A 19,075-nucleotide genomic window follows, 5' to 3' on the forward strand; every position below is an offset into this window, starting at 1 on the left:
GGCTTAACCTGAGATTGCCGTATGGCTAGCTGTTTGCTTAACCCCTTTTTTGGAGTGCGTGATGCGTGTACTGCTCCTCTATCCACAATTTCCCAAATCGTTCTGGTCTTTTGACAAAGCGCTAGAACTAATTGGACGGAAGGTATCGCTTCCTCCGCTGGGAATGATTACAGTCGCAGCGATTCTGCCCCAAACTTGGGAGTTCCGCTTAATAGACCGCAATGTTCGATGTGAGACTGAAGCAGACTGGGCTTGGGCAGACCTCGTCATCATCTCAGGGATGATTGTCCAGAAACCCGATATGCTACACCTGATCCGCGAAGCGAAGCAGCGCGGCAAATTGGTGGCAGTCGGTGGTCCTTACGTTACCTCAGTTCCAACTGCGGCACAGGAAGCCGGAGTAGACTTTCTGGTTTTAGACGAAGGCGAGATCACCCTGCCGCTCTTAGTCGAGGCGCTAGAGCGGGGTGAAACAGAAGGGGTATTTCGTTCCAATGGCGAAAAGCCCGATGTCACGAACACACCGATTCCCAGATTTGACCTGCTGGATTTAAGCGCCTACAACGATATGTCGGTGCAGTTTTCGCGGGGTTGCCCCTTTCAGTGCGAGTTCTGCGACATCATTGTCCTCTATGGGCGCAAGCCACGCACGAAAACACCTGCACAACTGCTTGCTGAGTTACAAGCTCTGTATGATTTAGGCTGGCGGCGCTCCATTTTTGTCGTTGATGACAACTTCATCGGCAACAAGCGCAACGTCAAGCTCTTGCTGCGCGAACTCGGCCCCTGGATGGCAGCTCGCGGCTACCCCTTCCGCCTTTCGACGGAAGCCTCGGTGGACTTAGCACAGGATGAGGAATTGCTCGATTTGATGGTCGCTGCTAACTTCAGTGCAGTATTTTTGGGCATTGAAACACCGGACACAGATAGTCTGGCTATGACTCAGAAATTCCAAAATACGCGCAATTCCCTGATGGAATCGGTTCAAAAAATCAATCGAGTGGGTTTGCGCGTGATGGCTGGTTTCATCATTGGCTTTGATGGTGAAAAGCCTGGGGCAGGTCGTCGGATCATTGATTTTGTGGAAGCGACGGCAATTCCTCAAGCACTGTTCAGTATGCTTCAGGCTTTGCCGAATACGGCACTGTGGCATCGACTTCAAAAAGAGGGTCGTTTGCTGGAGGGGAGTGAAGAGGCGAATATCCATCAGACAACGCTGACCAATTTTATCCCCAGTCGTCCTTTAGAAGAATTGGCTCGTGAATACGTCAGTTGCTTCTGGGAACTGTATGAACCATCTCGCTATCTAGCGCGAGTCTATCGGCACTTTATACAGATGAAGCCGACTCCTCACAAGAAGAAGTTCCGAATGCCGGGATTCAGTGATATCAAGGCATTATTTATTATTTGTTGGCGACAGGGACTGAAGCGCAATACCCGCTTCCAGTTCTGGCGTCAGATGTTCTCCATCATTCAACACAATCCGGGTGTATTTGAGTCTTATTTGATTAATTGCGCCCATATTGAGCATTTCATCGAGTACCGTCAAATTGTGCGCGACGAAATCGAAGCTCAGCTTACCGAATATCTAGCGAACAAAGGAACAGAAACTCCTCAAGAAAAGGTTCTGGCAAGCTAAGTTATTTAATGAATTGACTTTATCAAGGAATTCGGAAAGCTAAATAAAAGTTGTTTCATTAGACACTTTTACAACTATAAAAATGGTGGGAGAGCAAACAACAAAGGTTAAAATTCAAGCGGTAACAACTCCGGAAGAAACCAAAATGTTTCTGGATGTTCCGGAGCGGGTTTATGCGAATGACCCTCACTGGGTAGCGCCAATTCGCAGCAGTATTGCTAAGCAGTTCACTCCTAGTAATCCGTTCCTTCAGTACGGGAAACTACAACAGTTTATTGCTATCTCTGAGGGAGCAAATAGTTCTCAGGCGGTAGGACGTATTGTTGCCGCAGTCAATCATCGGTTGATTGAACGAGAAGGGCAAAATGTTGGGTTATTCGGTTTTTTTGAGTGTGTCCAAGATTTTGCGATCGCGCAATCCTTATTTGAGACTGCCTGCAACTGGTTGCGGGAGCAAGGCATGACGGTTGTTCGGGGTCCCATCGACCTCTCAACTCACAATAATTGTTTATTTTTAGTAGACGGATTTGACTCGCCACCAATGGTGATGATGCCCTATAATCCGTCCTACTATCCAGAATTTATAGAGAAAGATGGCTGGCATAAAGCTAAGGATGCTTACGCCTATAATTTTTCTTTAGATAAACCCTTATCAGCAGAATTTGAGAAAGCTTATCGGATTGCTTGTAAATCAGGTGTTACCTTTCGTCCGTTAAGAACAAAAGGAGAAGGATTTGAGCAAGATTGCATCAGCCTTTATCATCTTTTTAACCGCGCTTTCGCTAATAACTGGAGTTCAACCCCGCGCAGCCAGGAAGAATTTTTAGAAGAAGCGAAAGAACTACAGACTTTAGTAGATCCGGATGTCTTTCCAATTGCCGAATATAACGGGGAAATGATTGGGTTTTGGATGGGATTACCCGACTACAATATTCCTCTAAAACACGTCAATGGAAAGTTAAATTGGCTGGGAATTCTTAAGTTCTTTTGGTATCGCCGTCAAATTGATCGAGGACGAGTAATTGCCATTTGTTCGCTGCCGGAATATCGCCGAAAAATGGTGCCTCTCGCCTTGATTTATTTGGGAATGCAAGGGGGAATTCAAAAAGGTAAACCCTATAAGCAAGCGGAACTTTCCTGGGTCTATGAAGATAATTTTCCCTCCCGCAAGCTAATTGAAGCAGCGGGGGGCAAGATTTATAAAACTTACCGCATTTACGAAAAAGCATTATGAAGGCGCTAGTTACTGGAGCCAGCGGATTTACAGGTTCTCACTTAGTGCGGGCTTTAGAGCAGCAGGGCGACTTGGTGGTGGGGCTAGTCCGAAAATCGAGCAATCTAGCGCGTCTTTCTAATTGCAACGTGCAGTTGGTTTACGGAGATATCACCGACCGGAATGCCATGCGTTCGGCAATGACTGGGGTAGATATAGTTTTTCACACGGCTGCCTATGTAGAACTGGGCATCGTTGATGAGGCAGAAATGGAGCGGGTGAATGTGGAAGGAACCCGCTGCGTGTTAGAAACTGCTCAAGCCGCTGGCGTTTCTAAAGTCGTCTATTGCAGCACCATTGGCGTGTTTGGCGATACGGGGGGCAAACTTGTAAATGAAACTTTTAAGCGGACACAGACTAACTTTTCCTCTGCCTACGATCGCACCAAATACCAAGCGCAAGAATGGGTGGATCGATTTGCGACGCAAGGGCTTCCGGTTGTGAGTCTTCTGCCGTCTGGGATTTTTGGGGCGGACGATCCCCATTTTGGCCCCGTGATGCAACAATTTCTCAAAGGACGGCTAAAGGTGTGGGCAGGAGGCGATCGCATTACCGGCATTGTCCATGTGGACGACTTAGCTGCGGCGATGATTCTAGCAGCAGCAAAAAGCAAACCTGGAGAACACTACATTATTTCTGCTGGTGAGCTGACTACCCGCGAAATGTTCGAGATTTTCAGTCAGGAAACCAATATTCCTGTCCCCGCCGAAGCTCCTAAGCCGGTCGTGAGATTTTTGGGAAATTTACTCGATCCAGTCGGACGCCTTTTCAAATGGCAGCCACCCCTCAGTCGGGAGCGCGTTCACTACATTTACGACCGCTGCGTCCGGGTAGATGCCACCAAAGCCTTTCAGGAACTCGGTTGGCATCCCCGCTCAGTATCAGAAACCTTGCGTGAGATTGTCCAAACCATGCAAGCAGCATCGTGAATGTTGCCCAATTTACACTATTCTTTCTTGAGAACCCCATCTTCCAGATAAGCGACTCGGTCGGCGACATCGACAATCCGAGGATCGTGCGTCACCATCAGCACCGTACAGCCGCCTTCCTTCGCTAGCTGGCGCAGTAACTCAATTACGGTATGCCCGCTATGGGAGTCTAAGGCAGCGGTTGGCTCATCTGCCATAATCAATTGGGGATTGCCTGCTAAAGCACGAGCGATCGCTACCCGCTGTTTTTGTCCGCCAGACAAATCACCCGGCTTCTGGTTCGCTTTATCCCCTAATCCCACCTGTTCCAACAAAACTTTTGCTTGCTGTCGGGCGACCCTATCCCAAATGCCTTTAACATTCAGCACGATTTCAATATTTTCAGATGCTGTCAGTGCCCCGAACAGGTTGAAACCCTGAAAAATAAAGCCGATATTGTGTAGTCGGAACCGTGCTAGCTTTGCCCTAGACATTCCTGTAATCTCGTCTCCGAGTAAGTACACCTTTCCAGCAGAGGGTGTCAGCAGCCCAGCTAAGATTGACAGCAGAGTGGTTTTTCCCGATCCAGACGGCCCCATCAAGAGCTGGATATCGCCCCTACAGATTTCTAAGTCAATCCCTTTAAGAACTTGATAAGACTGTCGCCCTGAAGGGAATGCCATCTCTACCCCTTTGGCAACAATCGCTCCCATTTGACGATTATTAAATTCTCTTGCGGTAGAATCATCCTGGATTCGGCTCTTTTTAAACACAGTAGAGTTAATTTGAGAAGCACTTATCCGTTTAAGTCTTTAGCCTAACTTTTGGTCAAACTTGCAAGTAATCGTAAATCTTTTCTTATGGTTTCACTAGCTCGGAAGCACTTGCTCGAAGACATTCCTCGTTTACTTGTGGCTCAGGCAGGGATTATGTTTGCCGTTAGCCTGGTAACAATTCAAACGGGGATTTTCAATGGCTTTAGTCGCTCCGCTGCTAAATTAATTGACAATTCCCAAGCCGATATTTGGGTGGCATCAAAGAGTATGGTGTACCTTGATCTGACGCTGCCAATCCCCCAGGCGCACGTCGTTCTGGCTCAAGAGGTGGCAGGCGTAGAGCGAGCCGAAGCACTCATTGCTAGGGGTTCCGTATGGCGTCATCCCTCAGGTGAGATTGCTCCAGTGAGAGTCATCGGATTTAACCCAAACGGACAATTGTTTGTACCAACAAATATCACACAAGGAAGTGTGAGTGCCCTAAAAGAACCTTACACCGTAATGGTGGATGTAACTAACTTGGACTCCCTAAAGGTACGAAAGATAGGTGATGTCGCTGAAGTAGGTACTTTACCAGCTCGGTTAGTTGGCTTCACCCAAAGAAATCGTTCAATTGCATCGAATGCTTATATGTTTACCTCATTGGAGAGTGCCAATGCTTACTTAAATTCTGGTCAGACTTCTAATTTGTCTTGCCGATTGCAATCGGGATCGAGGGGAATCCAATGTACCAACACTTATGAGAAGCTCGATCCCACTGCTACTTCTGTACCCAAACCGTTAGCCGCATCAGACCCCATCACTTATGTCTTGATTCAAGCCAAGCCGGGTCAGGATTTAGAGGTACTTAAACAAAGACTAGAAGCCACCTTACCCGATACCCGTGCGTACACTCACGCCGAAATGATTGAAATGACTCAGACTTACTGGCAAAAGCGAACTGGAATTGGGTTCCTTCTGGGTCTTGGTGCAGCGGTGGGGATAATTGTCGGGGCGATCGTTGTTGGTCAGATCCTCTACTCTTCAGTATCCGATCACATCAAAGAATTTGGCACCCTCAAAGCGATGGGCGCATCCGATTGGGTTATCTACTGTGCAATCATCGAACAGGCACTGTGGATGGCAATTCTAGGCTATATTCCCAGCATGGTTCTTTGCTTAGGAGTGGTAGCCTGGACATTTTCCAGTCAGGGAATCATCATTTTAATCACTCCGGCAACTGCGATCGCTGCCTTGGGAATCACGGTTGTCATGTGCGTCGGTTCTGCCATCTTTGCCATTCAAAAAGTCACTCGTGTCGATCCCGCGATCGTTTTCAAGGCGTAATTCCTAGAACCGTTAACCTGACCATAGCAGCTACGCCGTCTGTTGCCGTCCTCGCTTCGCACGCTTAATTAACGATAAAAATACGAAAATTGCAGTTGCCCATCTAACTCTTTGATCCGCTGTTTAGCCTTATAAAATTCTTGGCAGTAATATTCTCTTTTTTTAGGGTCGATAGAGGTGTCGGGGTTTTTCCATAAATCCAAAAAGCGGCGGGCGATGTTTTCACACATTACCCGTTCCATACAAGCGGCAGCTGATTTAATCAATTCAGGAGAAAGAATATCTTGCTGTGTATTCTCGTCGAGATGAAACAGTGGAGATACCTGAGCCAAATCGTCAGGAAACTCAATCAACAAGTTTTGTAGGGAAGATATCAGTTCTGGCGCTTCTATTCTAGATGCCTCAGAATGCCTTTGTATATCTAAAATTTTTAGCCATAAAAATCGGTAGTGGGGAAGGCTAAAGAACAAATCTCGTTCTTCTAACACATCAATAACTGCCTGCCGATATTCGGGGCAATGGACGTAAAAGCGCAGGAGTAAAGCTTCTGATCGTTCTAAAAGACTGCGTTCAGAAGAACCCGGTACAGATGCTTGTTGGCGTTTATTATTGCTACCAGTACGGCGCGACTGGGAACGTTTATTCTGTTTGGGCTGACTCTGCTTAAGAAGATTGTTAATTAGCAGCGGCACTTGTAGGGAATTATCTTGATTGAGGAGTTCTTCCCAGTGACGAACAACTTTATTGAGAAGATTATCTGATAACAACCCCACCCGCCGAGAATCGCCCTGACTCAGGATTTCCGCACAGTGATTGATGTAGTAAGTAATTTGATCGTCGTTGGTGAGGTTGTTGAGTAACTTCACCAATTCTCCTGTAACTTGCTGAAATTGATCTGCTTGTTTGAGGCTTTTTCCGACTAAGATTTGCTGAATCTGCCAATCAAGCCACAGCGGGGCATTGAGCAGCAGTTCCCGATAGGTTTGAGTGCCACCTTTGCGGATAAATTCGTCGGCATCTTTCCCATCTGGAAGGTTGAGAATTCGGAGATTAACTTGCCCTTGGTAAGCGAGATTGGCAATTTCTCCAATCGCTCGTTGAGTTGCTTTTGTCCCTGCGGCGTCGGCGTCGAAGTTGAAGATAATCTGCTTAGATTCGGTGTATCGCAGCAGCAGCCGCACTTGTTCTAAGCTGAGGGCGGTGCCAAGAGAAGCGACGACGTTAGAAATGCCTGCTGCATGGAGTGCGATCGCATCAAAATATCCCTCTACCACGACGGCTTGATCCTGCTTGCCAATCGCGTCACGAGCTTTATCCAAAGCAAATAAAGTTTTGCCTTTATGAAATAACTCAGTTTCGGGGGAATTAAGATACTTGGGTTGCTCATCCCCCAAGGTTCTACCGCCAAAGGCAATGACGCGCCCTTGACTGTCGTGGATCGGAATCATCAAGCGATCGCGGAATCGATCTACATAACCGCCGCCCGTCTTCCGAGGAACAATCAACCCCGCTTGTTCTACCAACTGCACCGGGTGGTGTTTCTGTTCCACCAAGTAGCGATAGAGGGTTTCCCAACCCGCTGGTGCATAGCCTAGATGAAATTGTTGGATGGTTTCTTCCGAGAGTTGCCGCTTCGAGCGTAAATACTCTAAAGCCACCTCTCCTTGAGCTTGCCGGAGGGCGTGCTGATAAAAGCTTGCAGTCACTGCCAAAATCTCATGCAGCTGCTCTCGCAGCGTAATTTGGCGCTGCAATTCCTGTCGCTGTTCTGGTTCCAGCATCTGCACCGGAACTTGATAGCGCCGCGCCAAATCCAGCACGACTTCGCCCAGAGAACGCTTAGAATGTTCCTTCAGGAAGGTAATTACATTTCCCCCAGCTTGACAGCCAAAGCAGTAATACATCTGCTTGCTGGAACTGACACTAAAACTAGGGCTTTTTTCCTCATGAAAAGGGCACAAACCCACAAAATCTTTGCCCTGCTTCCGCAATAGGACGTATTCCGAGATGACATCTACAATGTCAGCCCGTTGCTTTACTTCCTCAATCGTGTCTGGATGCAGCCGGGGAATTTGCACAGCTTAGTTTTTTGTATTGAGAGAACCAATTGTGATTGGTGTTTTTTTCTAAACAAAGACAAAGGGGTCTTCCTAGTAATGTTCTAAGCTGGTACTAAGATAACTCTTGGCACCCATTCATCTTGCTAAAACTGAATCGCTAATCATCATTGTATTGGGATTACACTCAGGGTTGCACGCTACCAAAATTCTCAATCAACCTAGCGATATAGAGGATAAACCGGGCAGTGCTTAACTTTTTTCCTAGACGCCAAAGCGCGATCGCCAAAGCTGTCGCTACATTGGAAGCTTATGGGGTTAAACCAGCAGTACGGCAGCATCTGACAGCATTTTTGCAGGAAAGCGACAGCCGAGAACTCTACCATGCTAACCCCCGCCGAATTGCCGAACGATTGCACTTAAGCGAACGGGAGGCGCTGCGAGTTTTAGTCACTGCTCTGAAAGAAGGCATCCTATCTCTCAACTGGGACATTCAATGTCCCATGTGTCGGGGCATCGACTTCAATCCGAAAAGTCTGTACGATCTGCGAACAAACCATACCTGCCCACAGTGTCACACTGTCCACGCCACTGATGCTGATGAGCAGGTGCGGATTACGTTTAGTATTGATGAACGATTGCGCCGCTTGGGAAGGGACGCGGACGATCCGAATTTCCGCGCTAAAGTCGATGCTCAATATGGGGTAGTTTCCGGACACCAGATGCTGACGCTGCAAACTTTCCGCGACTTTTTTCCCCGCGAGACGATTCCGCCTAATGAGAGTTTAACGATTCGGCGGGTAGCAATTTTATTTTCGGATCTGGCTGGTTCGACGGCACTCTACGCAAGGCGAGGAGATTCACGGGCTTATCATCTGGTACGCCGACACTTCGATCTGCTGTTTCAGGTAGTAGATTCCCACAATGGTGTGGTTGTCAAGACGATTGGGGATGCGGTGATGGCAGCATTCACTGCGCCTGCTGATGCGACGAGAAGCGCGATCGCCATGCACCAGCAGATGGAAGCTTTGAATCAACAGTTGCAACTAACAGCAGAAGATCGGCTCATCCTCAAAATTGGCATTGATGTCGGCCCTTGTATTAGTGTCACCCTAAACGAGCGGCTTGACTACTTCGGCACGACGGTGAATACAGCAGCACGGGTGCAGGCGACAAGCCAAGGAAACGACATTGCTTGTACCGAAACTGTACTCATGGACACTGACGCTGCCAGTGCTGTCAAGGATTGCCCCCGGCGGGGTAACGCAATGAATCTTAAAGGATTGGATGCACCGATTCTGGTTTATCGGATTGAGTTAATGAAGGCAATTTGCAGCAAAGCAAGTGATGTCTGAACTTTTCTCTCTCCGAACTCAAAGGAGTAGCGGGAGCAATTTTTACATTGACGATGTCAATGTATTTTTCTTATAAATTTTATTTTTCTGTTAACTCGCTTTCCGGAAATATTATTATTTTTTTTAGCCTTGCATTCTTCGATAGCCATCTTTAAAAAAAACGGCTAAGATTTATTAGAGCAAAAGCAAAACAACTGATTTTTAACAGTTCCTCACGCTCTGGACGCGAATTTTTTGGACGATGAACATAAAGATTGCGATGCTTACAAAGTTTTATACTTTTAGTTGCAAATTGTGATTATTTAACACTGATAGACCCAGTTGATGTAAGATGTGGAACTTGCTAAGAAAGTCTCTGGAAAATCAGCAGCTTTAAACTGAAGATAATCACGGCGTACCGACAACTGAGTAGAAGTCCTCTGGGTTAACTTCCCTGAAGCCAACGGGTGAATCTAAGAAAACTTCCCTTCCTTTACTGAGTCTTCTAAACCTTGATAAATGCGTAATTATCCGGTGGGCAGATAGGTCACTCAGTATGTTATTCAGTTAAGTTTGAAGTAAAAAATTCATAACTCACGACGAAAACCATGAAAGCAGCTAATAGCCGTCAACCTTCCTCCGTTGCCTCCAAAATCCTCAAGTTGGTCGGAGTGATCCTAATTGTGTCCTCACTGGTTGACTATGCGGTTTTTCTAATTCCGCCAAATAGACCTAGTGGCGTGGACGATCCACAGTGGCGGCTGAACTTCCTACAGTGGCAACAGGGCGTTACAGGGCAGCTAATTGACAGAGGGGTGATTCCAATGGTAGGTCTGGCGCTGCTGTTCGCTGGATATTGGATTGACAATAACTCTGGAGTAGCTCGAAAAGGGTGGGAAGATATAGTAAGAATCGGAGCGTTGATACTCTCTGTTATTTTAGGTTTGAGCTTCCTGCTGCCAGTTCCCTTACTGAACATCAATAGCCTGCGTCTGCTGAACCAGGAAGCGCTCGCCCGAATTAACCAAAGAGCCACTCAAGTTGAAACTCAAATCGCCAGCCAGTCAGCCCAAGTTACCGCCTTGCTTGAAGATAGTAAGAAGCTTGCGGAACTAGATCAGGCGCTCAAGAGCGGTCAAGTTCAAGGGGAGCAACAGGCGAGATTGCAAGCACTCAAAGATCAACTACAAAAGTTAAAGCAAGACCCAAAAGCTTTGAACGCACAAGTCGATGCAGCTAAAACCCAAGTTCGAGGCGGCAAACTAGAAGCCCAAAAACAAGCTCAAGGCGAGTTATTGAAGACGAGTATCCGGAATGGTCTGAGCAGTTTACTCTTAGCGATTGGCTACCTTAGCATTGCGGCACTGGGGTTGACAGGTTCGGGAGGAAGCCGTCGGAAAGCTCAGGCGCGGTAAGAAATCGCGAGTTGTGAGGGGTTAGGGGTTCAGTTGCCGAAAAAGCTGTAGGCTTTCCCCTCGGCGAAGTGGTGGCGAAGCTGCTGCCTGTTGAGTAGGCTAGGATGAAGGCTGCAATTTCTCATCCTTCATCCGGCGAAGAAAGCATCCACGAACAGACTTCTACTCTTTGAAGTCACAACGCCCCAAGGAACCCAACGCGATTGGGATTTCCCTTTCTGAAGTGCATCCTAAAGCAGGGATTGGTTATTTCCTCTCACGAACGGCATCGCATGTTTTCAATTTACATCCTGACCTATAACGAAGAAATTGATATTGCCGCTTGTATTGAGTCGGCAATGTTATCGGATGATGTGATTGTGGTGGATTCGTACAGTAGCGATCGCACCCTCGAAATCGCCAGTCGCTACGATGTGCGCATTGTGAAGCATCGGTTTGAAAGTCACGGACGACAAAGAACCTGGATGCTTCAAGAAGTCCCCGCCAAACACGAATGGATTTATATCCTCGAAGCTGATGAGCGGATGACAAAAGAGCTGTTTCAGGAATGCCTGGAAGCAATTAAAACGACTGAATATGTCGGCTACTATGCAGCAGAGCGCGTCATGTTCATGGGCAGTTGGATTCGCCGCAGCACCCAATATCCCCGCTACCAGATGCGTCTGTTAAAACCGGGCAAAGTCTGGTTTAGCGACTACGGTCATACCGAACGGGAAGTTTGCGAAGGAGCTACCAGCTTCTTGAAAGAAACCTATCCCCACTACACCTGTAGTAAGGGATTGAGTCGCTGGATCGACAAGCACAACCGCTACTCTACAGACGAAGCCGTTGAAACCCTGCGCCAGTTAGACAAAGGAAGTGTCAACTGGCGAGAATTATTCTTGGGTCGTTCGGAAGTAGAAAAACGCCGCGCCCTCAAAGATTTGTCTTTAAGGCTGCCCTTCCGTCCGCTCGTGCGCTTCGTATATATGTATTTCTTTCTGGGTGGCTTTCTGGACGGGCGAGGAGGATTTGCCTGGTGTACTTTGCAGGCATTCTATGAATATCTCATCTTACTCAAGGTCTGGGAGCTTAAGCATCTTCCCCAGTCCCCGCTGGATGACCCAAGTCAGCCAATTCCTCCAGACGATACGAATGTGGATGCGACGACAGTCAGTTCCTCTCCTCGATAAAGGTAACGGACTTGTAAATGCTAAAGTGTAAAGTGTGATACTAGATCCCTGGGGAGTTGCAACAATTCTTCACAAGTCTTACAAATAAAGATAGAAAAGAAACAATTCCAGAATCAAACCTACGCTGTTGCGGCAGGTAAGTCATGCATGAAGGAGCAGCAATCTTTTAGAGAATGCCCGGTTCCAATTTTGCAGGCGTGTCTTCTGGGGTTGATTGACGAACTTTTTCAGCCAACACTCACCGAGTGAGATTGGTATCCCGATATAAAGAAAGCACCGCCAGTTGTAAGGAGATTGGGCAATCTGTGATCCAACGCTTCAAGCAGGACTTAAAGAATGACCTGATTGCAGGTCTCCTGGTTGTCATTCCTTTGGCTACCACAATCTGGCTGACAATTACAATTGCCAGCTGGGTGATCAACTTTTTGACCCGCATTCCAAAGCAGGTAAATCCCTTCGATGGCCTGCATCCCATCCTGGTGAATGTCCTAAATCTGCTGGTGGGACTGGCAGTTCCATTGCTGTGTATTATGCTGATTGGCTTAATGGCACGCAATATTGCCGGACGGTGGCTTCTAGATTTTGGGGAGCGACTGTTGCAAGCGATTCCATTAGCCGGATCGGTTTATAAAACGCTCAAACAGTTACTAGAAACGATTCTAAGGGATACAAACGGCAAGTTTCGCCGCGTCGTTTTGGTAGAGTATCCTCGTCGAGGAGTCTGGGCGATCGCTTTTGTTACAGGTGTGATGAGCAGCGAAATTCAATGTCAGATGACTCGTCCCATGCTCAGCGTTTTTATTCCAACCACGCCCAACCCAACCACTGGCTGGTATGCGGTTGTCCCGGAAGAAGAAGTGCTGAACCTCTCCATGTCGATTGAAGATGCCTTCAAGGTCGTGGTTTCGGGAGGAATTGTCAGTCCCAATCCCTTACCCTTAGTGCCGGTTCCAACTGGTAGCGATCGCCAACTAGAACCCCTGGTTTCTGAAGGAAGATGGCAGGTTTTACCTACAGAGGAAGATTAAAAAATCACGAGGGAATGAGTAATCGGTAATCGGTAATCGGTAATTGTTAGTAGTTATTAGTCCTTGGTTCGTTACTACTGGCTAATGACCAATGACGAATGAGCTTTTGACCAACGACCGATTACCGATTACCCATTCCCGATTACCCATTAGAATTTGTCATGCAAAACCGCCAACCCCGCCGAATTGCCCGTGAATTAGCTCTCCTCAGCCTTAGCCAGCTTAGTGGGACTGTAGAACGACTGGCGACCCAGCAAATATCCAGCTTAGTCACTGCTGCCATCCGCGCCCTCAGCTCTGAAGTTCAAGAGACTTTAGAAGTTGCCGCAGCAGAAGTTCAACGCTCCAGCGAGCGCTTGCTCAGTAGCGAAACCCGCGCCTCGGATGTTCAGAGTGCAAAGGCGATGATCAACGAAGCCATTGAGCTAACTCAGGCAGCCATCAACCGTGTGGGAACTGCGCTAGAACTGCCAGAATTTATTCAACTGTCAAACCAGCAGGAAGTTCGCGCCTACGCCTTAGAAATTATTACCAAAGTCAACGCCAAGCGGGAAGAGATCGATCAACAGCTCGACGAAGCAATGGTGAATTGGCAGTTAAACCGCCTGCCTCGGATTGACCGAGATATCTTGCGGGTGGCAGTGGTAGAAATTATGTATATTGGCGTGCCAGACAGAGTTGCCGTCAATGAAGCGATAGAGTTAGCTAAACGGTACAGTGATGAAGAAGGGCATCGGTTTATTCAAGGCGTCCTGCGCCGAGTCACTGACCAGCTTAAGGCTCAATCGCCCACGACGTAGAAAAGTTCTCTATAGTTAGTAGCAGTAATAGCTCCTGAATTGCTGCTGAGTTTTGTAGGTGCAATGGTTTTTAATTGGTTCCGTCGTCAGTTTAGCGATAAAACAAGTGATTCCCAAGTTGAACGGGAAAAAACCGATGTAGAGACGCCAGATATTGCGTCTCTACAACCGGAAGCCGAAACCCAAACGTCAGAATCAACAACAGAGGCTCAGTCACAGCAGGTTGCTGAAGACCTGCTCAGCTACGCTAAGGCAGCCTACAAAAATATTCAGCAAAAACAGCAACAATCCCAGGTGGAAACGGCTCCAGCGGTAACTGAGTCACCCGCCACTTCGGCAGCGGAACCCAGCAAATTAGAGACTGTTGCAGAAACGACAGAAGTAGAAACGGCAGAAGTCAACGTGGAGGCTGAAACGGCTCAATCAGTTGAAGCACCCGCGACAACGACGGTTGAAGCTGAGGCACCGGAAACTTCTGAAACTCCGACACTGGCAGAAGCATCCCCGGTAGAAACAGCCCAAGAAACAGAAGCAGAACCGACTCAAACGCCTGAACCTGTAGTCGAGGCAGAAGCACCGACAACAGATGAGTTTGGGGAGCCAGAAGTCGCGACAGCGATCGCCCAAACCGGGATTGATTTAGAAGCCGCCCCCCCAGAATTAGAGGCAGAGGAACCAGAGGTCAAGACAGCGATCGCCGAAACCGGCGTCGATTTAGAAGCTGTACCCTCAGAGGCATCACCAGAGCCAGCAGCGACTGAATCCCAGACAGATGAGACTGCCACTACCCCGGTGCCTTTCTGGGCACGGGAAGACCGACAGGCGCGGCTAGAACGCCTCAAGGCAACAGCGATAGAGACGCAAGAACCAGAACCTGTCAGGGCACCCGTGCAGCCAGCCGCGGCAACCGTAGAGACTGGATCGATACCCGGGCTTACCTTCGATGAGGGCTTCATGTGGTCAGCGCAAGTGCTGGCAGCTCAAGGGCGTCGGGTGGAGGATGTTTCAATTGAAGAAATTACTTGGCTGAAGCGGCTGCGGCAAGGCTTGGATAAAACTCGTCGCAGCTTGATCAACCGACTGAAGGCAATTGTCGGTCAAGGGCCGTTGAATCAAGACGCGGTGATGGAGATTGAGGCGCTGCTGTTGCAGGCAGATGCTGGCGTTGAGGCGACAGACTCTATCATCAATACGCTCCAAAAGAGGCTGCGAGATGAGGTGTTACCGCCAGAACAAGCGATCGCCTACCTCAAGCAAATCTTGCGCGACTTACTCGACCAACCCATTCAGGAATCCTACAGCCCCACCTTTGTCCCGACAAAAGACACCCTGAATATCTGGCTGATGACTGGGGTGAATGGTGCAGGTAAAACAACTACGATTGGCAAAATTTCCCATTTAGCCCAAAAATCCGGCTATAACTGCTTAATTGGCGCTGCCGATACGTTCCGAGCTGCTGCTGTAGAACAGGTCAAGATTTGGGGACAGCGCAGTGGCGTTGAGGTGATCGCCAACCCAGGGCAGAATACCGATCCGGCTGCTGTTGTGTTTGACGCGATCGCGGCAGCCCAGGCACGGGGTACAGAATTACTCCTCATCGACACCGCAGGGCGTCTCCAGAACAAGAAAAATCTGATGGACGAACTGAGCAAAATCCGCCGTATTGTCGATAAAAAAGCTCCCGACGCCCAAGTAGAAGCCCTCTTGGTGCTTGATGCTACCCTCGGTCAAAATGGCTTACGTCAAGCACAAGTCTTCTCAGAAGCCGCAAAACTCAGCGGCGTCGTCTTGACAAAACTAGATGGAACGGCAAAGGGAGGCGTGGCTCTAGCCGTAGTGCAACAGCTTGGCTTGCCCATCCGCTTCATCGGTGCGGGGGAAGGGATAGAAGATTTACGTCCCTTTTCTAGCTACGAATTTGTAGAAGCCCTGCTGAGTGGCTGATAGTCTGCTAACCTAATTTTTTAGCTTGAAAAACCCGTTTTCTCGAAGAAAACGGGTTTTTGATTTGTCAGCAAATTTGTGTATGAAAACCGATAGCCCCGAATATCTAGATAAACAGGTTTTTACCGACAGCCTAAAGATTCGCGAGTTACCACTTTCGTCTTTGAATTAACACCTGTTGCTCTGGCACACAGTTTTTTTACTTGGACACCATCTAAAATCGCATTAGTAAAATCGGAACCTGTAATGTCCGCATCGTTAAAGCGCGATCGCAACATCATCGCGTCTTCAAACACTGCATCAGTTAAATCTGCATTCGTGAAGTCAGCTAAATAGGCGATTCCATTGGTAAAGTCTGCTCCATGTAGATTCGCCTTGCTCAACACTGAACCATTAAACACCACACCCCGTAAGTCGGCATTGCTAAAGTTAATATTTTCCAGGTTGGCATTGGAAAACTCAATTGCTTGTAAGTTTTGACCGGAGAAATCCTTACCCGTAAGTTCCCCTTGACTAGCTGAACGGGAAATGGAAGAAGAGCTAGCGGCGAGTGCTGAAGGGGAAAAACAGATAAGCACGAGTGCTAAAACCAATGCTGTTAGTCGGAGAAAATGCTTCATACTAGATCGATTTTTCACGAGCCGCTTGAAAAACTACAACGATGTTTCGAGAACAGTCAAGTTCGCGACAATTAGATTAATCATGCCATGACTGGCTCAATGCTAGGTGATTGGATATTAGAGTTCCCGATCAGGCATTTTAAGTTCGGATTTACTCAGCAAATGGCAGCGTTGCGGTTCAATTTCAAATTTTTGAACAAAAATTTCAGGTGAGGTTGACTCAACTTATGCCATTTTGGATGTTGGATTGACCGAAGCAATCTAGCAGGTATTTTTCGTGGTTAGAAATTATGCAAGTTCAAAGCCCAATGGTTTAAGGAGGTCGCGCCGCCGAAAAAGGAAGGGGATTCATACCTGGTTCATTTCTTTGCTCTGTTTGGGGCTAGCGATCGCGTTCTCCATTTATTCTCCCCAGTTTAGAACCAACTCCCCGCCTTCTGTAGCTTCCACTGAATTGCGGGGCGTTTGGTTGACCAATGTTGCGAGTTCCGTGCTATTTATGCCCTGGGGAGTCAACCGGGCGATGCACCAGTTATCTCAACTACATTTCAATACCGTCTACCCTGTAGTCTGGAATCGGGGACACACTTTTTACCCCAGCACTGTGGCAAGACGGAAGACGGGTCGCCCTCAAGACCAAGGGTTAGAGCTTCTGGGGCTGGGGCGAGATGTCCTGGCTGAGATAATCAAGCAGGGAAATCGACAGCAAATTCGAGTGATTCCTTGGTTTGAGTATGGTTTTATGGCTCCTGCGAGTTCAGAACTGGCGAAGCGCCACCCAGACTGGATCTCACTTCGTCAGGACGGCACCAAGAATATCTTGCCGGAGATTTTGGAACAGGGCTTGCGCGACCCGGCAAAGCCAAATGTTCAGCTTTCTTCTCGAAAAATAGAACAATTTATCCGCAACCATTTTGCCAGGAAAGTCGTGTGGCTCAACCCCCTGCATCCAGAAGTGCAGCAGTTTATCCTAAATCTGATAGTTGAAGTCGTCACTGAGTATGATGTAGCTGGCATTCAGATGGACGATCACTTTGGTTTACCAGTTGAGTTTGGCTACGACCCTTTTACAGTCGAGCTTTATCAGCAAGAACACCAGGGTAAAAGCCCTCCCACCAACCCCAAAGATGCTGAGTGGATGAGCTGGAGAGCAAACAAGATTACTGATTTTATGCAGCGCCTCTTTCAGTCTATTAAGTCTGTCAAACCTGGCTGCTTGGTGTCTTTGTCTCCTAACCCCTACTCTTTTGCTTACAGATTCTATCTTCAAGATTGGCAGACTTGGGTACAACGGGGTTTGGTGGAGGAGTTGGTACTGCAAGTGTATCGAGATGACCTAAAAAGTTTTTTGGCTGAATTGTCGCAACCCTCTGTGCAGATGGCGCGTCGTCAGATTCCAGTGGGTGTCGGGATCTTATCAGGCTTAGTGAGTCGTCCGGTTGACATGAAGCAGATTCAGCAGCAAGTTCAGGCGGTGCGCGATCGCGGTTTTAGTGGGGTATCCTTCTTCTACTGGGAAAGCTTGTGGGGTTATATGTCTCCAGAGCCACCAAAGCGACGCCGAGAGGCATTCCGGGCACTTTTTCCTGCCAGCGCTACACGACCCCAGGTTTTGCCATCCGGTAATCGGTGATGAACAATTAGCAATTAGCCATCCGCAATTAGCAATGACCAATGACCAATCGCCGATTACCAATTACTACATTTTTTGGTTCCAGTGGGTATCTGTCACCCTCGTAGGATTTTTAGTCAGTTTGTTGTGGATTGAGGTGGGTGAAAGACCCGATATTGGCGTTGTAGAGGGTGCAATCGGCGGGGTTGCGGTTGGTTTGGCACAAGCGTTAGTTCTCAGACAACGAGTTGAGGTGGGCAAAGGGATGCCAAATGCGATCGCGGGTTGGTGGGTACTCACCAGCGTATTGAGTTGGGGGTTCATTGGCGGCAGTGGTATCGGAGCCATCGGCTGGGTGGCACCCAGAACGTTACTATTTGAAGCCAGGATGATCTTTGGAATCCTTAATGGAGCACTGGCAGGCGCTTTGCTGGGGCTGCTGCAAGGGCTTGTCCTGTTTGAGCAGGTGCAAAAGGCCTGGATATGGATCTTGGTCAGTTCTGTCAGCTGGGCAATGGGGCTAGGGATGGGTTGGGCTGTTGGCGGACTGTTGCGCGAAGCGACGCGCTTATTCGTTAGTGAGGTAGTCGGTTTAGCCGTGGCATGGCTTGTCGTTGCTGCGATTACAGGCGTTGCCCTGATTGGGTTGCTACGCTTTAAACCTGGCTGAGTTTTCTAGAATCTGTATCCGTAGATTAAATAATTAAAAGCGCTTAACTTAACTTTTTTTGCTTTCTTTCGTTTCTCAAAAGTGCCTACTAAATGTTGGTAATCTAATACTAGGAAGAAAGTAGTTTTTATCAGCAACTACAGCAGGTTGCGACGTAATGAAGTACAACCTGCTGTGAATTTTCAACCTACACACGCGCTCTTTCAACTGGCACAGGCAATAATTTTGGCTCTCCTGAATTGAAACGTCAGTGTTGAGACACTTTTATAACAATTCAATTGAGTATAGCGCTCTTCTGTCACTCTAGGCAGCAGAAAATAGGGAATCTTGCATTTGTAGGGGGATAGGAACTGCACCGTGAAAGTAATTCATAAGCGCAATCAAGCGTGAAAATCCCAAAGATAGAGCCGGGATTGGAAAGACTTTGAGCCAAGGTCGAATCAGGTTAAATAGGGCAAAGGGTTGCAGGATTAAACGAAGATTATTTAACAAATTCTTCCA

Annotated in this window: 15 protein-coding genes and 1 pseudogene; 12 read left to right on the forward strand and 4 right to left on the reverse strand. The window is 47.9% G+C overall.

The features are described from left to right. Nucleotides 1-61 precede the first annotated feature (61 nt). From NDA03_RS23455 to NDA03_RS23465, 3 genes are all read left to right on the forward strand, one after another. The gene (locus NDA03_RS23455) at nt 62-1,639 is read left to right on the forward strand and encodes a B12-binding domain-containing radical SAM protein (RefSeq protein ID WP_348239296.1); all 1,578 of its coding nucleotides are present in this window, start codon (nt 62-64) and stop codon (nt 1,637-1,639) included. A gap of 82 nt (nt 1,640-1,721) precedes the next feature. Continuing rightward, nucleotides 1,722-2,873: a hypothetical protein gene (locus NDA03_RS23460; protein ID WP_348239297.1), complete on the forward strand. Its 1,152-nt coding sequence runs from the start codon at nt 1,722-1,724 to the stop codon at nt 2,871-2,873. Then, nucleotides 2,870-3,841, forward strand: coding sequence for an NAD-dependent epimerase/dehydratase family protein (locus NDA03_RS23465; protein WP_348231684.1), 972 nt, complete (start codon nt 2,870-2,872; stop codon nt 3,839-3,841). Before NDA03_RS23460 ends, NDA03_RS23465 begins: the two co-directional genes overlap by 4 nt. Before the next feature lie 17 nt (nt 3,842-3,858). Here NDA03_RS23465 and NDA03_RS23470 read toward each other — a convergent pair whose 3' ends face one another. Continuing rightward, nucleotides 3,859-4,533: an ABC transporter ATP-binding protein gene (locus NDA03_RS23470; protein WP_348239303.1), complete on the reverse strand. Its 675-nt coding sequence runs from the start codon at nt 4,531-4,533 to the stop codon at nt 3,859-3,861. A gap of 147 nt (nt 4,534-4,680) precedes the next feature. Between NDA03_RS23470 and NDA03_RS23475 the strand changes: the two genes are divergently transcribed. Next, nucleotides 4,681-5,922: an FtsX-like permease family protein gene (locus tag NDA03_RS23475; protein WP_348239298.1), complete on the forward strand. Its 1,242-nt coding sequence runs from the start codon at nt 4,681-4,683 to the stop codon at nt 5,920-5,922. A gap of 68 nt (nt 5,923-5,990) precedes the next feature. On the opposite strand, the gene dnaG is transcribed toward NDA03_RS23475, so the two are convergent. Further along, the gene (gene dnaG / locus NDA03_RS23480) at nt 5,991-8,000 is read right to left on the reverse strand and encodes a DNA primase (protein WP_348239299.1); all 2,010 of its coding nucleotides are present in this window, start codon (nt 7,998-8,000) and stop codon (nt 5,991-5,993) included. A gap of 227 nt (nt 8,001-8,227) precedes the next feature. Here dnaG and NDA03_RS23485 point away from each other — a divergent pair, with 227 nt between their 5' ends. From NDA03_RS23485 to ftsY, 6 genes are all read left to right on the forward strand, one after another. Then, nucleotides 8,228-9,334: an adenylate/guanylate cyclase domain-containing protein gene (locus tag NDA03_RS23485; RefSeq protein WP_348239300.1), complete on the forward strand. Its 1,107-nt coding sequence runs from the start codon at nt 8,228-8,230 to the stop codon at nt 9,332-9,334. A 587-nt stretch (nt 9,335-9,921) separates the two neighbouring features. Continuing rightward, nucleotides 9,922-10,728 carry an HpsJ family protein gene (locus tag NDA03_RS23490; RefSeq protein WP_206753522.1) on the forward strand — a complete coding sequence of 269 codons (807 nt, stop codon included), beginning with the start codon at nt 9,922-9,924 and terminating at the stop codon, nt 10,726-10,728. Nucleotides 10,729-11,000: 272 nt separating this feature from the next. Then, nucleotides 11,001-11,900: a glycosyltransferase family 2 protein gene (locus tag NDA03_RS23495; RefSeq protein WP_190414666.1), complete on the forward strand. Its 900-nt coding sequence runs from the start codon at nt 11,001-11,003 to the stop codon at nt 11,898-11,900. A gap of 305 nt (nt 11,901-12,205) precedes the next feature. Further along, nucleotides 12,206-12,928 (forward strand): DUF502 domain-containing protein, encoded by a 723-nt coding sequence (locus NDA03_RS23500; protein WP_190414695.1) that lies wholly within the window; start codon nt 12,206-12,208, stop codon nt 12,926-12,928. A gap of 161 nt (nt 12,929-13,089) precedes the next feature. Next, nucleotides 13,090-13,728, forward strand: coding sequence for a transcription antitermination factor NusB (gene nusB, locus NDA03_RS23505; protein WP_190434112.1), 639 nt, complete (start codon nt 13,090-13,092; stop codon nt 13,726-13,728). A 63-nt stretch (nt 13,729-13,791) separates the two neighbouring features. Further along, entirely contained in the window at nt 13,792-15,672 is a 1,881-nt protein-coding gene (gene ftsY / locus NDA03_RS23510) for a signal recognition particle-docking protein FtsY (RefSeq protein ID WP_190434110.1), read from the forward strand. Between the two features lie 122 nt (nt 15,673-15,794). On the opposite strand, the gene NDA03_RS23515 is transcribed toward ftsY, so the two are convergent. Further along, nucleotides 15,795-16,292 (reverse strand): pentapeptide repeat-containing protein, encoded by a 498-nt coding sequence (locus NDA03_RS23515; protein WP_190414669.1) that lies wholly within the window; start codon nt 16,290-16,292, stop codon nt 15,795-15,797. Between the two features lie 400 nt (nt 16,293-16,692). On the opposite strand from NDA03_RS23515, the gene NDA03_RS23520 reads away from it, so the two are divergent. Beyond that, nucleotides 16,693-17,925, forward strand: a complete 1,233-nt coding sequence (locus NDA03_RS23520; protein ID WP_348239304.1) for a glycoside hydrolase family 10 protein — start codon at nt 16,693-16,695, stop codon at nt 17,923-17,925. 34 nt (nt 17,926-17,959) lie between these two features. Further along, nucleotides 17,960-18,574, forward strand: coding sequence for a hypothetical protein (locus tag NDA03_RS23525; RefSeq protein ID WP_190536535.1), 615 nt, complete (start codon nt 17,960-17,962; stop codon nt 18,572-18,574). A gap of 303 nt (nt 18,575-18,877) precedes the next feature. Here the strand turns inward: NDA03_RS23525 and NDA03_RS23530 are convergent. Next, nucleotides 18,878-19,075, reverse strand: a pseudogene (locus tag NDA03_RS23530) (IS701 family transposase); the annotation flags it as partial.

Origin of the sequence: Trichocoleus sp. Lan, from assembly GCF_039961855.1 — a bacterium.
Classification (GTDB): domain Bacteria; phylum Cyanobacteriota; class Cyanobacteriia; order Cyanobacteriales; family FACHB-T130; genus FACHB-T130.

What these genes read in the sequence shown, in the direction of transcription:
- ftsY (WP_190434110.1), top strand. Translation starts at nt 13,792, where the DNA reads ATGGTTTTTAATTGGTTCCGTCGTCAGTTTAGCGATAAAACAAGTGAT.
- NDA03_RS23475 (WP_348239298.1), top strand. Translation starts at nt 4,681, where the DNA reads ATGGTTTCACTAGCTCGGAAGCACTTGCTCGAAGACATTCCTCGTTTA.
- NDA03_RS23525 (WP_190536535.1), top strand. Translation starts at nt 17,960, where the DNA reads ATGACCAATGACCAATCGCCGATTACCAATTACTACATTTTTTGGTTC.
- NDA03_RS23490 (WP_206753522.1), top strand. Translation starts at nt 9,922, where the DNA reads ATGAAAGCAGCTAATAGCCGTCAACCTTCCTCCGTTGCCTCCAAAATC.
- NDA03_RS23460 (WP_348239297.1), top strand. Translation starts at nt 1,722, where the DNA reads ATGGTGGGAGAGCAAACAACAAAGGTTAAAATTCAAGCGGTAACAACT.
- nusB (WP_190434112.1), top strand. Translation starts at nt 13,090, where the DNA reads ATGCAAAACCGCCAACCCCGCCGAATTGCCCGTGAATTAGCTCTCCTC.
- NDA03_RS23455 (WP_348239296.1), top strand. Translation starts at nt 62, where the DNA reads ATGCGTGTACTGCTCCTCTATCCACAATTTCCCAAATCGTTCTGGTCT.
- NDA03_RS23515 (WP_190414669.1), bottom strand. Translation starts at nt 16,292, where the DNA reads ATGAAGCATTTTCTCCGACTAACAGCATTGGTTTTAGCACTCGTGCTT.
- NDA03_RS23465 (WP_348231684.1), top strand. Translation starts at nt 2,870, where the DNA reads ATGAAGGCGCTAGTTACTGGAGCCAGCGGATTTACAGGTTCTCACTTA.
- NDA03_RS23495 (WP_190414666.1), top strand. Translation starts at nt 11,001, where the DNA reads ATGTTTTCAATTTACATCCTGACCTATAACGAAGAAATTGATATTGCC.
- NDA03_RS23470 (WP_348239303.1), bottom strand. Translation starts at nt 4,533, where the DNA reads ATGGGAGCGATTGTTGCCAAAGGGGTAGAGATGGCATTCCCTTCAGGG.